Origin of the sequence: Prochlorococcus marinus XMU1408 (genome assembly GCF_003208055.1) — a bacterium.
GTDB lineage: Bacteria > Cyanobacteriota > Cyanobacteriia > PCC-6307 > Cyanobiaceae > Prochlorococcus_B > Prochlorococcus_B marinus_A.
In genome coordinates this window covers 73,750-87,617 of the sequence record NZ_QJUE01000002.1, presented here as the reverse complement: position 1 = coordinate 87,617, position 13,868 = coordinate 73,750, and the positions used below count along the sequence as shown (strand labels likewise).

Genomic DNA, 13,868 nt, shown 5'->3' with positions numbered 1-13,868 from the left:
TCTTTACCCCCCTTATACCGAGAACTTAGATGGAAGCTTTCTCCTACGTGCTAATACTAACTTTGGCACTTGTAACCCTGTTCTTTGCTGTCGCATTTCGCGATCCTCCGAAGTACGACAAGTAAAATAAAACTAAAAAAAGCCCTGATATATCAGGGCTTTTTTTTAGTTTCTAAATTATCAATCAATTATTATATTCATTTAATCTTTAAAATAAAACTACTTTTTTAAATAAAAAAGTAGTTTTATTTAATCTGCCCCTTCTCAGAAGCCAAATAAATGTTTAAAGTTAGTTAAATCATTGAAAAGGGCTGCATGCAGTGCCCATCTTGTCAAAATACAGACAGTCGAGTACTTGAATCTCGTTCGGCTGATTCTGGAAGAAGCGTAAGAAGAAGAAGGGAGTGCTTAAATTGTGACTTCCGCTTTACTACTTATGAAAGAGTAGAAACTACCCCTATTACTGTTTTAAAAAAGAGCGGAGCAAAAGAATTATTTAATCGAAGTAAAATAATTAGTGGATTAAACAGAGCATGTGAAAAAACACTTATAAATGCCACTAAAATTGAATTTATTGTTGATGAAATAGAACAACAACTGCATCAAGGTATTAGGAAAGAGGTTGAAACAATTGAAATTGGGGAAATGGTTCTTACTCATCTAAAAGATATTAATGAAGTTGCTTATATCAGATTTGCCTCTGTTTACAGACAATTTCATGGAATTAATGATTTCATTACAACCCTTGAATCACTACAACCACTAAAAAAAGAACAATTCGCATCAGTGCTTTAACAAGAAAGACCTGTCAATAAAGTAGAATTTAATTTCAATTTGGTCGGCGGGCCATTTTGTATTTCTATCGCACTGTCCAAAAAAGGCAGACCGCCATTAAAGCATGTCTGAAAACACAGTAAGCAAAGTTCAAGAAAAAAATTCCGAAAAAGAAACCTCAATATCTGAAGAAGCTATCTCAAAGTCGGAAAGTTCTGAATTAGAAGATAATTCTATTGATGAATTAAAAGAAGAAGATATCCCCAAAAACATTCCTTCTGCTGATGAATCTTCAAGCAGGGTCAATAAAAGTGATCTTGAAAGTGCTGGTTTTACTCTTGATGAATTTGCATCTTTACTGAGCAAGTATGACTACAACTTTAAACCTGGCGACATAGTAAATGGAACTGTATTTGCTCTTGAATCCAAGGGAGCCATGATTGATATTGGTGCAAAAACAGCTGCTTTTATGCCTATGCAAGAAGTCTCTATAAATAGAGTCGAGGGTTTAAGTGATGTTTTGCAACCTTCAGAAATTAGAGAATTTTTCATAATGACTGAAGAAAATGAGGATGGTCAATTATCTTTATCTATTAGACGAATTGAGTACCAAAGAGCCTGGGAAAGAGTTAGACAACTACAAAAAGAAGATGCCACAATTTATTCTGAGGTTTTCGCAACTAATAGAGGAGGTGCACTTGTTCGAGTTGAAGGGCTGAGAGGCTTTATTCCTGGATCTCATATAAGTACAAGAAAAGCGAAAGAAGAACTAGTTGCTGATTTTCTACCATTGAAGTTCTTAGAGGTTGATGAAGAGAGGAATAGGCTTGTCCTCAGTCATCGCAGGGCTTTAGTTGAAAGAAAAATGAATCGTCTTGAAGTTGGAGAAGTTGTTGTAGGAGCAGTAAGAGGTATTAAACCCTACGGTGCCTTTATCGACATTGGAGGAGTAAGTGGACTTCTTCATATTTCAGAAATAAGCCATGAACATATTGAAACCCCTCATTCTGTATTAAATGTCAATGATCAGATGAAAGTTATGATCATTGACCTTGATGCTGAGAGAGGCAGAATTTCATTATCTACAAAGGCACTTGAACCAGAGCCAGGAGACATGCTCACCGATCCTCAAAAAGTTTTTGATAAAGCTGAAGAGATGGCAGCAAGATACAAACAGATGCTTCTTGAGCAAGCTGAAGAAGGTGAAGACCCTATTGCAGTAATGAGTATTTGATTATTTTCTTTTATAAAAAATGGCAGAACTGTTAATAAGAAATAGTTCTGTTGGTTTTATTAAGTCAATAATATTTGACAAGGATGGAACTCTTTCAAATAGTGAAGAATGCTTATTAGAACTAGCAAGAACTAGAATAGAATTTGCAGAAAAAAAATTTAAAAAGCTAAAAATAAATAATATTAAAATTTTGTTATTAAGAAAATTACTTGTTTCTGTTTATGGCTTAAGGGGAAATAGCCTTTTGGCTAATTCAAGTTTAGCAATAGCTTCTAGAGAGCAAAATATTATATCTACAGCAACAATATTAACCTTATTTGGTTTCGATTGGTTTAACTCACTTTCACTTAGTCAAGAAATCTTCAATGAAGTCGATATTTTCCTATCAAACAAAAAAGATCATATGGTGAAGCAAAGAACTTTAGTTTTAGGAGCATTAGATTTATTAGTTTCTCTAAAAAACAAAGGAGTATGCATAGCCTTAATGTCAAATGATACGAAAGCAGGGATAGAAGAATTTATTTGCAGGAATAAATTAGAAGGTATATTTGATTATCTTTGGAGTGCCGAGAATAAACCTTCTAAACCTGCCCCTGAAGCAGTTATAGAACTTTGCAAAAACATTAACTTCAATCCTTCAGAATGTGCTCTTATTTCTGATGCAGATACTGATTTAAAAATGGCCAAAGAAGCTGATATAGCAATAGTAATAGGCTTTACAGGCGGATGGAAAAAACCTCCTAAACTTACTGAGAAACAATTCAAGATCAAAAAATTTAATGAATTAAAGATTCAGAGAAACACCTAAAGTAGTATTCAATTCAGATTTCCAATGAGTAGATACGTTTTCACCTCTGAATCGGTAACAGAAGGTCATCCAGACAAAATTTGCGATCAGATAAGTGACGCCATCTTAGATGCACTTTTAACTGCAGATCCAACAAGCAGAGTGGCATGTGAAGCGGTAGTAAATACTGGTTTATGTCTAATAACTGGCGAAATCACATCCAAAGCCGAGGTCGATTTCAATAAGCTTGTTAGGGAAGTAATAAAAAACATTGGTTATGAAGGTGCAAGTGCTGGTGGATTTGATGCTAATAGTTGCGCAGTATTAGTAGCACTTGACCAACAATCTTCGGACATTGCTCAAGGTGTAGATGAGGCTGAAGATCATTCAAAAGATCCGCTAGATCAAGTTGGTGCAGGAGATCAAGGAATAATGTTTGGATTTGCTTGTGATGAGACTCCTGAACTTATGCCTTTACCAATAAGTCTCGCCCATCGATTAGCTAGAAGACTTGCATTAGTTAGGCATCAAAAATTAATTGATTATCTTTTGCCGGATGGAAAAACCCAGGTAAGTGTCTCATATGAAAACGGAATACCCTCATTTATAGACACAATACTAATTTCTACTCAGCACAAATCTGAAGTTGCTGGCATAACTCTTGAAGAAGAGATCCAAAAAAGAATTGCAGAAGACCTATGGAAATTTGTTGTTGTGCCAGCAACAGAGGACTTACCTTTAAAACCATCAAAAGAAACTACACGATTTCTAGTTAATCCCACAGGTAAATTTGTTATTGGAGGGCCTCAAGGTGATGCAGGTCTAACAGGTCGAAAAATAATTGTTGATACATATGGTGGATATGCTCGCCATGGGGGTGGAGCTTTTTCTGGAAAGGATCCTACAAAAGTTGATAGATCTGCAGCTTATGCCGCACGATTTGTAGCAAAAGCTTTAGTAGCTGCAAATCTTGCAAAAAAAGTTGAAGTACAACTAAGTTATGCAATTGGTGTAGCTAAACCAGTATCAATACTAGTTGAGTCTTATGGAACCGGAAAAGTTTCAGACGCTGAATTAACTCAAATCGTGCAAGAACAGTTTGATTTAAGACCAGGTGCAATTATTAAGTCTTTTAATTTACAAGAACTCCCTGGCAGAAGAGGAGGACGTTTTTATAGAGATATCGCAGCCTATGGTCATTTTGGAAGAACTGATATTAATCTTCCATGGGAAGACGTCAAAGAAAAAGCAAAAGAATTAAGCTCGCTTGTTTAAAAAATTATAATAAAGTAAAAATGTTAAATAATCCTCTTGTACTTGGAATAGATCTTGGTACTTCAGGATTGAGAATTGCAATAATTAATACAAAAAAAAAGTTATTGTACACTTCATCAAGATCCTATCCTAAAAGTCTAGAATTTTGTGAAGACTGGATAAATTGCCTAAGAAATCTAATACAAAAAATTCCTATAGATATTAAAGAAAGATTAGTTTCTTGCAGTGTAGCAGGGACATCTGGAACACTTTTAGCATGTAGAACCAATGGGGAACCTATTGGTCAAGCTCTACCTTATTTCTTAACAAGCTCGCTATATTCTAACGAAATTAATAAGCTATTTTCTAAGGAATGTGCCGGTTCAAGTACAAGTGGAAGTGTTGGAAGAGCCCTGAAGCTTATAAACTTATATGGCACTAAAATACTCTTAAGACATCAAGCAGACTGGGTTAGTGGATGGCTTCTAAATAATTGGGAATATGGAGAGGAAGGTAATAATATTAGAATGGGCTGGGAGATCTCAAATAGTTCTTGGCCAAAAAGCTTTCAAAATCTAAATTGGATCAACTGTCTTCCTAAAATAATTCCTTCAGGTCAATTAATGGGAAACATATGTAGTAAAAAAGCCGATGAATTAAATTTACCAAGAAATATTAAAGTAATTGCAGGAACAACAGATTCTAACGCAGGAGTTTTAGCAACTTTCCCAAAGAAAAATGATGGAGTAACAATTCTTGGAAGTACGATAGTAATTAAAAAGTTTGTTGATAAACCCCTTTTAGGCAAAGGTATATCAAATCATAAAATATTAGGAAACTGGCTCTGTGGTGGAGCTTCTAACGCAGGCGCAGCAATACTACTTGACTTTTTTAATCTTGAATATATTGATGAATTAAGCAAGCAGATAAATCCCAATAAATATTCTGGAATAAATCTTATCCCTCTTTCAAAGCAAGGGGAAAGGTTTCCAATAGATGATCCAAATTTACAACCTAAACTTGAACCGCGTCCTGTAAGTGATTCTCTTTATCTTCATGCAATATTTGAGGGCTTAGCCAAAATTGAAGCTAGAGGCTGGCAAAAACTTCAAGAATTAGGAGCTGATTTACCTAGACAAATAATTACCATAGGAGGGGGTGCAAAAAATATTACATGGAAAAAAATAAGGGAAAGAGAAATAGGCATTCCTATAAAAATTTGCAACCGACCTCCCGCAGCAGGAGTAGCAAGTATTGCATTGCAAACCTTATTATGAAAATATTTAAATTCTTCACAAAGTTTTTAATCTCAATTCATAAAAATCTACCTAACTTATCAAATAATACTTGAATTATTTACTCAGAAAATTTTATGAGTTTCGAACCTATCAACCAAGAGTCAAGTCTTCGAATATGCAATCATATGAATAAAGACCACCAGGATGCAGTAAATAAATATGCAGAATACTATGGAAAAATCAAAACTTTTAGATCAGCAAAAATGATTAGCCTTTCTCCTAAATATATAAAGCTTAAAGTGGATGAAAAAATATTAGAAATAAAATTCGATCATATTCTTCAAGATTGCTCAGATGCACATAAAACATTGGTGAAGATGATCAGAGCTATCCCTGAGAAATGAAAGTTACTTCCAGAAAAGAGCATGATTTCTACTGATTTTTTAAATTACCTCTAAAAAAGGAACAAAGAAAATTAAGGCGATTTCAATTTATTTTTCAATAAGGTACAAATGAATTGGTAGATTATTAAAGGTTCAAGCCGGGATAGCTCAGTTGGTAGAGCAGGCGACTGAAAATCGCCGTGTCCCCAGTTCAAATCTGGGTCCTGGCACCATTAAAACAGGAAAATTTAAGCATTAAAAAAGCACCTAAAACAAGGTGCTTTTTTAATGCTTAAATGTAGTCATAGTACTATTTCAAAGAATTTACAGTTTATATAATTCCACTAGCAATATAGACATTCTGAAAGGGGTCAGATGGCATAGTTGTGGCATGCAGTCACTGAGATCGACCCAACACTAAATTCTTAGGCAATTTCCATCCCAGAAGAGTTCTTGTCGTTTTCATGGATAACCTACAACTACTTTCCTTATCTAGTTTCTAAACAGACTATGAAACATAGATGCTTTTGAGTATCAGATAAAAATTGTAAAATCCCAGAACTGATGGGTAAATGCGAAGGTTGTGGGTTGTGGATATTCAAATCTTGCCAAATATTGTAAGTTTAGTTGTTTTTATCTTCTTGGAAGTAGTACTTTTAAATAGAAATAATCAATAGTCAAAATATGTAACCCATTTTTCTAAATATTGGTGACAACCCTGAAAATGAGATAAAACATTTTTTTACCTTCGCATAAGAAAAACTTAGCCATCTTTAAGCATCAACTAAACCCAGTCATATCAACTTAGTTAAATTTGTATCCTCATCACCTTGTTTGAAAAAGATTCTTAATTATTACAAAACCGCATAAGAGTTGATACGGGAAGCGTAAAAAATAAAAGATCATTTCAATCTTGGGTTAAAATGAAAGTAATTAGTAGTTAAGAGATGATGAACCTTTTACTTGGAGTTCAAAGCACATTTGATTTATCCAAAGTGGATTTCTCTTCAGGTCTAGGTATAAATTCGCCTGATCTAGCTGGTATTTCCTTTTTAATGGTTATGTTTGCAGGGGTTCTAGCTTTGAGGCTTGGAACAACTCTTAGAGATTCCTAGTTTCTCTAAGACATCAAAATATTTAGAAATTATTTAAAATCAACAGTAAATCTCCGTCAAATAAGTCTGACACTTATCAAAAAAACAATAAATTGATTTATAAAATATAATATCCTTATCATTGATCTACTTTCTTAGTCTTCTAATGCAATTTATTAGCACAATGAAGATTACAATAAATAAAACTAATATGTCGTTAATATCAGGCAAAATCACGACCAGTTATTTGCAAATATTTTAAGCAATAATCATAATTTATGTTGGTTTACAAATCAATCTCATCTTCAAATTCATTAGTTATATTTCTAGACTCAAAAAATTGCAGCTAGAATTTATAAAATAGATTAAACAATGATGAAATCAAATACAAAAGCATGCAATTTTTTTATATTCTTATTAATTAACCTGAATTAGCAAAACATTTTTCTTCTTCTTATGAATTTAGAAGCTTCTAACGGTAATTTATATAATAATGCTGATAGTTTTGCTATGGCATTTGATGCAGCATGGAAAGATTGTTCTTTGCAAAATGAAAAAGATCTAAATATAGAAGAAAGAATTCAAAGAACTTTTGAAAAGATTAAAACTCATCCTTTTCTCATTGAGAATCCTATCCAGTCAAGAAATATAGCTCTTTTTAGAATAAAATTATTAGGACTTTCCTGAAAGCAAATGAAAAAATAAAATCAAGGTATTATTCTTTATTTAAGTATTTTTTTTAAAATAATCCAAATACCATTCAGAAAATAGACTGATTCCTTTCTCTATAGATGTTTTTGGTTTGTAATCTACCCATGAATTAAGCAATTCCATTTTAGCAGCAGTAGCAACAACATCTCCAGGCTGCATAGGCTGAAAATCCTTTTTAGCTTTCTTTCCTAAGCTCTGCTCTAATAAATCTATAAAATATGTAAGTTGAATTGGAGTTGAATTACCTATATTAAAAATTCTATAAGGTGCAGATGAAGTTGAAGGATTTGGAATAAGTGGATTAAAATCAAAATCAATACTGGCTTTTTTAAAACAACATCTGATTATGCCCTCTACGATGTCATCAATATAAGTGAAATCTCTTTGCATTTCTCCTTGATTAAATACTTTAATTGGCTCATTGTTTAAAATAGATTTTGCAAAAATCATTGGCGCCATATCTGGCCTACCCCAGGGTCCATAAACTGTAAAAAATCTAAGTCCAGTCGTTGGTAAATCATATAAATGGCTATAAGTATGAGCCATTAATTCATTAGATTTCTTAGTTGCCGCATACAAGCTGACCGGATGATTAACTGATTGTTCTTCATAAAAAGGAAGATTCTTATTGCCACCATAAACAGAACTGCTAGAAGCATAAATCAAATGGGAAATATTGTTCTGTCTACAGCCTTCAAGTACATTTGCAAACCCTACTAAATTACTTTGTATGTAAGCAGAAGGATTTGTTATTGAATAACGAACACCAGCTTGTGCAGCAAGATGAACTAAAACTTTTGGACTATATTTATTAATTATATGGGACAATCGTTTATCATCTTCTATAGGAATCTCATAAAAAATCCATTCTCCTTTCGTCTTAGAAGCTTTCTCGATTTCCGACAATCTTGCTCTTTTTAATGAAGTTGAATAATAATCATTTATGTTATCAATACCAATAACTTTCAAATCCAAGGCAAGAAGAGCTTTTACCAAGGCAGCTCCAATAAAACCTGCAGCTCCTGTAACTATCACTTTGTCAATATTTTCACTTGAATACATGATTTTATTATGATTAAAAATAAAATAATTAAATTTGATTATAACATTTGATTGATCAAAAATTAAGCTATATAAATAATTAATTGTTTATTTTCCAGAAGTTAATTTCTTTTGAAAATACTCTCTTGTAATTTTTAATCCTTCATTAAACATTATTCTAGGTCGCCATCCCAATTCTTTATTTGCAAGACTAATTTCAGGTTTTCTTCTGAAAGGATCATCTTCTAATTCTTTTAAAAATTTGATATTTACTTTCTTATCTGACATACTTTTTATCAAGTTTGCTATTTCAAGTATAGATAATTCTTCTGGATTGCCTAAATTCATAGGTCCTGTATTTGAAGAATCCATAAATAAAATTAAACTATCAATCAAATCATCAATAAAACAGAAACTTCGGGTTTGATATCCATTACCATATATAGTCAAATCCTCTCCATTTATTGATTGAATTAATAAGTTACTAATAAGTCTTCCATCATTTAATAACATTCTAGGACCATATGTATTAAATATTCTAGCAATTCTTATTTCTATTTTATGCATTCTCATATAGTCATAACATAATGATTCTGCAACACGTTTACCCTCATCGTAGCAACTACGAATTCCTATGGGATTTACATTTCCACTATATTCTTCAGATTGAGGATGTATTTCAGGGTTTCCATAAACTTCACTAGTACTTGCGAATAAAATTCGAGCTCCAACTCTTCTTGCCAATCCAAGCATATTATAGGTTCCGAGAAAACTAGTTTTAGCTGTTTTAATAGGGTTAAATTGATAATGAATTGGGGAAGCTGGACAAGCTAAATGCCAAATCCTATCAACATCAAGTTTAATTGGATCTGTAACATCATGAGGTATGAGCTCAAAATATGGATGACCAATCCAATGTTTAATATTTTCTTCACTCCCAGTAAAAAAATTATCCAAGCATATAACTTTTTCTCCAGATCTCATTAGCCGATCAACCAAATGAGACCCCAAAAATCCAGCACCTCCAGTAATCAAATTCTTTAAAGGAGATGCGGCCATTAGATTCAAGCATTAAAAATTTATTTTAGTATCTTGCAAAAAAACATGAAATTGATGAGTTATATATCTCGTAACTCTTTATAGATTAATTAAATAAAGAACGTTTAAAATAGGATAATAAATAGAAATCTTTTAAGAGCTGATCATCGTTAGCAAGGAGTTCACTTTGAGAAAAGAAAAATTACGAAAGTTCCTACTTATTGCATTAATAACAGGTGCCTTCATTTTACTAGTCTTCTTAATTCAGACTTATGGAATTGAACCATTAAGAAGTGCTGTTAAAGAGATGGGCATTTGGGCTCCTCTTGGGATCCTTTTACTAAGAGGCATAAGCGTAATCCTACCAGCACTACCTAGTTCTGTTTATTCACTTTTAGCTGGATCATTGCTTGGTTTTAAAACAGGCTATCTAACTATATTTATGTCTGACCTGATTTTTTGTCAGTTAGCATTTTTCATAGCTAGAAATTTCGGGCGAGCACCTGTTAGGAAGCTAGTTGGAGAAAAAGCTATGCAAAAAATTGAGGGCTTTAATCAAAATCAATTAGAGGGCAATTTCTTTCTAATGACTGGACTTCTAATGACTGGACTTTTTGATTTTTTAAGCTATGCACTGGGGATAGGGGGAACACGATGGAGACTCTTCACCCCTGCTTTGATAATAAGTTTATTAATTAGTGACTCAATAATTGTTGCTGTAGGAGCAGGAGTAAGTCAAGGTGCTGGTCTAATGCTCGGGGCAGCTTTGCTTGGAATGTTTGGTCTTGCTACCATAGCTGGATTCAATAAAAATAAGACCTCTTTAAATCAAGGAGGAAAGCAAGGCAATAAAAACTAGCATTAAGAAATTAAATCATAAAGATAATTAATCGAACAAAATTTATAATTAGACTGTTTATATTGATAAAATTAGATATTACTAGATTTTGATATGCTAACTATTCCATTCAAAGCACTCAAGCTAGGAGGGGAAACTATCAATAATAATCCAGTTAAATATAATAAAAGTAGAATATCAGGAAGCAGTAAAATAACCTATAATTTACATATTAGAGGGGCATCAATGCCAGGAGAAAAAGACAAATTCACAACCACATCTAAAACAAAGCCTAAACAATTCGAAAATTTATTCAATAACAAAGTTATAAGCAGTTTCAGAAGAGATAAAATTGAAAGTTATAACTATAAATTACTAAATAAAGAAAGTACTAAAATAAATATGCTACAAATCAAAGGATTTGCACCTAATGATGATGATGCTTTACTTGTAGCAATAAATGCATTATATAAAAACATCTTTGGTAACCTATCATTAATGCAATCGGAGCGTCCAATTGATATAGAAAGGAAACTTCGAAATGGTGATATTACAGTAAAAGAATTTACAAGAGAAGTTTGTAAATCAAATATTTATAGAAAATTCTACTTTGATCGTATTAGCCAATATCAATCTATCAAGCTAAGATATAAACATATTCTTGGTAGGCCAATCAAAAGTCAAATAGAAGTAACTCAAAGTTCTAATATTATTAATAAACTAGGTTTTGAAGATCATATTGATTTTCTAATAGATTCTGAGGAATATAATAATTTTTTTGGTGAGGATATAGTTCCATATATGAGGTCCTGGAATTCTCCAATTGGATTTAAAGCAAAAATTTTTCTAGAGACTTCATCCATGACAAAAGCTTTTGCAACAAGTGACATTTGTAAAATCCTTTAATTTTCTAAAAATAAATTAATACCAATTTTAATAAAGTAGATGAATATTGATGAATTTTTCTTAAAAAGTGTTGGGGAATGGAACTCCATGAGAAGCGGACACTCACTAGCCTTCCAAGAATTTGAAGAAATAAGAAGCAGAATAAAAATAATTCCTGCTAAAAGCAACGATTCAAGAGTTATTAAATTGTTAAAAGATAACTTAGTAACTACTAATCAAGAAAATAAGGCATTCTTAATTAGCTGGGATGCAAAAAGTGAATGGAGCGAGAAGAATCAAAAAGAAAAATTATCAGGAGAAAGTATTCTCTTACCTATAAAATTTTCTAAAACAGAAGGGAAAATAATTAGGAGCGTTGGTTATACTGAAGCAATACCAGTAATATCATTATATAAAATTCTCGAGGATGGAACTCTAATTATTCATTCAAGCTATGATCATATTTGTACCGAAGAAAGAATATGGTTTGTTTCAAATAATTTAAGAAGTAGATCTTCTGTTACAAAAGCAATAAATTCTTCGGCTATCTTGCAAACCTCTTATGCATCTGAAATACGTTTTATAAAAAAATAAATTATATCTGAAACATGAAAAATAAATGTATATTAGAATTCGCCAAAATAATTTCAGGCATATTTAGCAATAAGGAACAAGCTTTAGATAACCCAAAAAAATTTGCACATATTCAAATACATATCAGGCCATTATATTTTAAAACTTATAAATGTTATGCATTTTATTCAGAGCAAAGATATCAGCATGATATATGGAACCCATACAGACAGTCTATAAATAAATTATCACAAGAAAAAGAATTTTTTATTTTAAGTAATTATAAAATACAGGATAAAGAAAGATTTACGGGTGGTGCTTTAGATATATCTATTTTAAATGAAATATCTAAATATAAATTAGATAAGAAGTCAGGATGCTCTATGCATTTTAGAGAAACAAATCCAGGAAATTTCTCAGGAAATCTAGAACCAGGTAACAAATGCTATATAAAAAACGAGAAAGACCAAACTTATGTCAAAAGCAAAGTGATATTAAATAAGAATAATCTTATTTCTGAGGATTCTGGACATGAAATAGAAACTGATAAAAAAGTTTGGGGATCAAGCTTTGGACCATTAATATTTAAAAGAATAGAAAATTTTGATTATTTTATTGATAGGAATTGGAAATAAATCTTAATTATTAGATTCTCATTTGAAAAATTCAGGTCAAGCTAATTTCTTTTGCCTTTAATCTGATAAACCTATGACTATCATTCAAAAATAATTTAGCGAAACCTTTTTTTATATGAATTTGTTTATTTTGCAATACAAGCAAAGCTGCATATCTATTTTTCCAATAAGGTGTAAGCTTCTCATCTGAGAAAACTTCAATATTATTATAGAATTTATTATCATTTAAATAGCCAAGGATTTGTATAGCTGAAGACTTAAATTTCATATAATTAGGCCAACTATCTGATAATAAAAATTCTACTTTCTCTAAAATTGAATTATCAGATAATTTCTTATCTATTAGCAATTTATATGCATTTGCAAAGAAATATAATGCTCCATAATCTGATTTAGCTCTATCCCAGTTTTTGTTAAGATAATACAAGACCTCATCTGCAGGAAATTTGTCCAATTCTTTCATTGATTGATAACATCTATTAAAGTCTGTATGAAAGAGTTGATCTATTAAAAAAACTAGATCTTTTTTAAAATTATTAATTCCTAAAGTATTTATAATTTTTGGATTATCAATAATGACTAAATCAAGAGATTCAATTAGGTTTATATTCTTCCAATATAATATTTCATTACTCCAAAGAGAGTCTATTGCCTTTAATTTAAATGATGGAGAAATTGGGGCTTTGACTAAACAAGGTAAAACAGATAAATGGCCAGCATTTATAATGTCTTGAACTGCACAATGTCTATCATTTTGATTAGATGATTGCAAAAAATTAGTTAAATCACTAACTTTATCCACTTCACCAGAAAGTTTTATCAATGCAGCGATAGAAGCTCCTTTAACTCCATTTGAGGATTGCTTTTCTATTGATAATGATCTGATTTTATCTATTTCTTGTTTAACTCCTAAATTAGTTAATGTTTGTATTACTAATCTTTTATTATTAAATTGCTTATATAATAGAGAACAAATTTTATTAATAACATTAATATCATTACATTTAAGTTTACCTAATGACCAAATAGCGGTCTCCAGAAGATATTCATCATCATCATTTTTCAAAAATTCTGCGATAATTGGAATCGCTTTTTTACAATCAAAGTTAGCAAGTACCTCTATCGCTTTTCGCTTTGCTATTTTATATTCAAGCTTTTCATAATCATATTTAATAAAGTCAATAAGTACCCTTTCTGATTCTTCAGATGGGAAATTGAATAAGTGGAAGACCGCTTTATAATAATCGGCTAAAAACTTAACTTCAGTAATTGGTTTTCTAAGAATATTGATAGCATCTCTTTTATTGATTTTAGGTAGATTATTAAATGGATTAGATTGCACTTTGAATATAAGGATCTGTATTTACTTCATAAGCTAAGAAC

General features: G+C 31.5%; 16 protein-coding genes and 1 tRNA gene. 14 read left to right on the top strand and 3 right to left on the bottom strand.

All coding sequences use genetic code 11. The annotated features are described in order from the left end of the window. Nucleotides 1-29: 29 nt before the first annotated feature. The 10 genes from DNJ73_RS01950 to DNJ73_RS01905 all read left to right on the top strand — a co-directional run bounded on the left by DNJ73_RS01950 (nucleotide 30) and on the right by DNJ73_RS01905 (nucleotide 7,451). A complete protein-coding gene (locus DNJ73_RS01950; RefSeq protein ID WP_011294325.1) occupies nucleotides 30-125 on the top strand; it encodes a photosystem II reaction center protein T in 96 nt (31 codons plus the stop codon). Nucleotides 126-315: 190 nt separating this feature from the next. Continuing rightward, nucleotides 316-795, top strand: coding sequence for a transcriptional regulator NrdR (gene nrdR, locus DNJ73_RS01945; protein WP_158466044.1), 480 nt, complete (start codon nucleotides 316-318; stop codon nucleotides 793-795). A 103-nt stretch (nucleotides 796-898) separates the two neighbouring features. After that, nucleotides 899-2,008 carry a 30S ribosomal protein S1 gene (locus DNJ73_RS01940; protein ID WP_158466043.1) on the top strand — a complete coding sequence of 370 codons (1,110 nt, stop codon included), beginning with the start codon at nucleotides 899-901 and terminating at the stop codon, nucleotides 2,006-2,008. 19 nt (nucleotides 2,009-2,027) lie between these two features. After that, complete coding sequence (locus DNJ73_RS01935) at nucleotides 2,028-2,816, top strand: HAD family hydrolase (protein ID WP_158466042.1); 789 nt, start codon at nucleotides 2,028-2,030, stop codon at nucleotides 2,814-2,816. A gap of 24 nt (nucleotides 2,817-2,840) precedes the next feature. Continuing rightward, nucleotides 2,841-4,070, top strand: coding sequence for a methionine adenosyltransferase (metK, locus tag DNJ73_RS01930; RefSeq protein ID WP_158466041.1), 1,230 nt, complete (start codon nucleotides 2,841-2,843; stop codon nucleotides 4,068-4,070). A gap of 20 nt (nucleotides 4,071-4,090) precedes the next feature. Next, complete coding sequence (locus DNJ73_RS01925) at nucleotides 4,091-5,326, top strand: FGGY-family carbohydrate kinase (RefSeq protein WP_158466040.1); 1,236 nt, start codon at nucleotides 4,091-4,093, stop codon at nucleotides 5,324-5,326. Between the two features lie 95 nt (nucleotides 5,327-5,421). After that, nucleotides 5,422-5,691, top strand: a complete 270-nt coding sequence (locus DNJ73_RS01920; protein ID WP_158466039.1) for a DUF2470 domain-containing protein — start codon at nucleotides 5,422-5,424, stop codon at nucleotides 5,689-5,691. A 136-nt stretch (nucleotides 5,692-5,827) separates the two neighbouring features. After that, a tRNA-Phe gene (locus tag DNJ73_RS01915) sits at nucleotides 5,828-5,903 on the top strand. A 714-nt stretch (nucleotides 5,904-6,617) separates the two neighbouring features. Further along, nucleotides 6,618-6,785, top strand: coding sequence for a photosystem I reaction center subunit XII (psaM, locus tag DNJ73_RS01910; protein WP_158466038.1), 168 nt, complete (start codon nucleotides 6,618-6,620; stop codon nucleotides 6,783-6,785). Between the two features lie 435 nt (nucleotides 6,786-7,220). Further along, nucleotides 7,221-7,451 (top strand): hypothetical protein, encoded by a 231-nt coding sequence (locus DNJ73_RS01905; RefSeq protein ID WP_158466037.1) that lies wholly within the window; start codon nucleotides 7,221-7,223, stop codon nucleotides 7,449-7,451. A gap of 39 nt (nucleotides 7,452-7,490) precedes the next feature. On the opposite strand, the gene DNJ73_RS01900 is transcribed toward DNJ73_RS01905, so the two are convergent. Beyond that, on the bottom strand, nucleotides 7,491-8,537 hold the full coding sequence (locus tag DNJ73_RS01900; protein WP_158466036.1) for an NAD-dependent epimerase/dehydratase family protein: 1,047 nt from the start codon (nucleotides 8,535-8,537) through the stop codon (nucleotides 7,491-7,493). Nucleotides 8,538-8,624: 87 nt separating this feature from the next. Then, nucleotides 8,625-9,575, bottom strand: coding sequence for a UDP-glucuronic acid decarboxylase family protein (locus DNJ73_RS01895; protein WP_158466035.1), 951 nt, complete (start codon nucleotides 9,573-9,575; stop codon nucleotides 8,625-8,627). Between the two features lie 166 nt (nucleotides 9,576-9,741). Between DNJ73_RS01895 and DNJ73_RS01890 the strand changes: the two genes are divergently transcribed. The 4 genes from DNJ73_RS01890 to DNJ73_RS01875 all read left to right on the top strand — a co-directional run bounded on the left by DNJ73_RS01890 (nucleotide 9,742) and on the right by DNJ73_RS01875 (nucleotide 12,485). Further along, nucleotides 9,742-10,413 (top strand): TVP38/TMEM64 family protein, encoded by a 672-nt coding sequence (locus DNJ73_RS01890; protein WP_158466034.1) that lies wholly within the window; start codon nucleotides 9,742-9,744, stop codon nucleotides 10,411-10,413. Between the two features lie 93 nt (nucleotides 10,414-10,506). Then, a complete protein-coding gene (locus DNJ73_RS01885) occupies nucleotides 10,507-11,298 on the top strand; it encodes a phycobilisome rod-core linker polypeptide (protein WP_158466033.1) in 792 nt (263 codons plus the stop codon). A 39-nt stretch (nucleotides 11,299-11,337) separates the two neighbouring features. Next, entirely contained in the window at nucleotides 11,338-11,871 is a 534-nt protein-coding gene (locus tag DNJ73_RS01880; protein ID WP_158466032.1) for a phycobiliprotein lyase, read from the top strand. Between the two features lie 14 nt (nucleotides 11,872-11,885). Then, nucleotides 11,886-12,485: a chromophore lyase CpcT/CpeT gene (locus DNJ73_RS01875; RefSeq protein WP_158466031.1), complete on the top strand. Its 600-nt coding sequence runs from the start codon at nucleotides 11,886-11,888 to the stop codon at nucleotides 12,483-12,485. Between the two features lie 31 nt (nucleotides 12,486-12,516). Here DNJ73_RS01875 and DNJ73_RS01870 read toward each other — a convergent pair whose 3' ends face one another. Further along, nucleotides 12,517-13,827 carry a HEAT repeat domain-containing protein gene (locus DNJ73_RS01870; RefSeq protein WP_158466030.1) on the bottom strand — a complete coding sequence of 437 codons (1,311 nt, stop codon included), beginning with the start codon at nucleotides 13,825-13,827 and terminating at the stop codon, nucleotides 12,517-12,519. Nucleotides 13,828-13,868: the final 41 nt, after the last annotated feature.

Coding starts and splice junctions, on each gene's coding strand:
- nrdR (WP_158466044.1), top strand. CDS start 316: ATGCAGTGCCCATCTTGTCAAAATACAGACAGTCGAGTACTTGAATCT.
- DNJ73_RS01900 (WP_158466036.1), bottom strand. CDS start 8,537: ATGTATTCAAGTGAAAATATTGACAAAGTGATAGTTACAGGAGCTGCA.
- DNJ73_RS01920 (WP_158466039.1), top strand. CDS start 5,422: ATGAGTTTCGAACCTATCAACCAAGAGTCAAGTCTTCGAATATGCAAT.
- DNJ73_RS01875 (WP_158466031.1), top strand. CDS start 11,886: ATGAAAAATAAATGTATATTAGAATTCGCCAAAATAATTTCAGGCATA.
- psaM (WP_158466038.1), top strand. CDS start 6,618: ATGATGAACCTTTTACTTGGAGTTCAAAGCACATTTGATTTATCCAAA.
- DNJ73_RS01950 (WP_011294325.1), top strand. CDS start 30: ATGGAAGCTTTCTCCTACGTGCTAATACTAACTTTGGCACTTGTAACC.
- DNJ73_RS01880 (WP_158466032.1), top strand. CDS start 11,338: ATGAATATTGATGAATTTTTCTTAAAAAGTGTTGGGGAATGGAACTCC.
- DNJ73_RS01885 (WP_158466033.1), top strand. CDS start 10,507: ATGCTAACTATTCCATTCAAAGCACTCAAGCTAGGAGGGGAAACTATC.
- DNJ73_RS01935 (WP_158466042.1), top strand. CDS start 2,028: ATGGCAGAACTGTTAATAAGAAATAGTTCTGTTGGTTTTATTAAGTCA.
- DNJ73_RS01925 (WP_158466040.1), top strand. CDS start 4,091: ATGTTAAATAATCCTCTTGTACTTGGAATAGATCTTGGTACTTCAGGA.
- DNJ73_RS01940 (WP_158466043.1), top strand. CDS start 899: ATGTCTGAAAACACAGTAAGCAAAGTTCAAGAAAAAAATTCCGAAAAA.
- DNJ73_RS01905 (WP_158466037.1), top strand. CDS start 7,221: ATGAATTTAGAAGCTTCTAACGGTAATTTATATAATAATGCTGATAGT.
- DNJ73_RS01895 (WP_158466035.1), bottom strand. CDS start 9,575: ATGGCCGCATCTCCTTTAAAGAATTTGATTACTGGAGGTGCTGGATTT.
- metK (WP_158466041.1), top strand. CDS start 2,841: ATGAGTAGATACGTTTTCACCTCTGAATCGGTAACAGAAGGTCATCCA.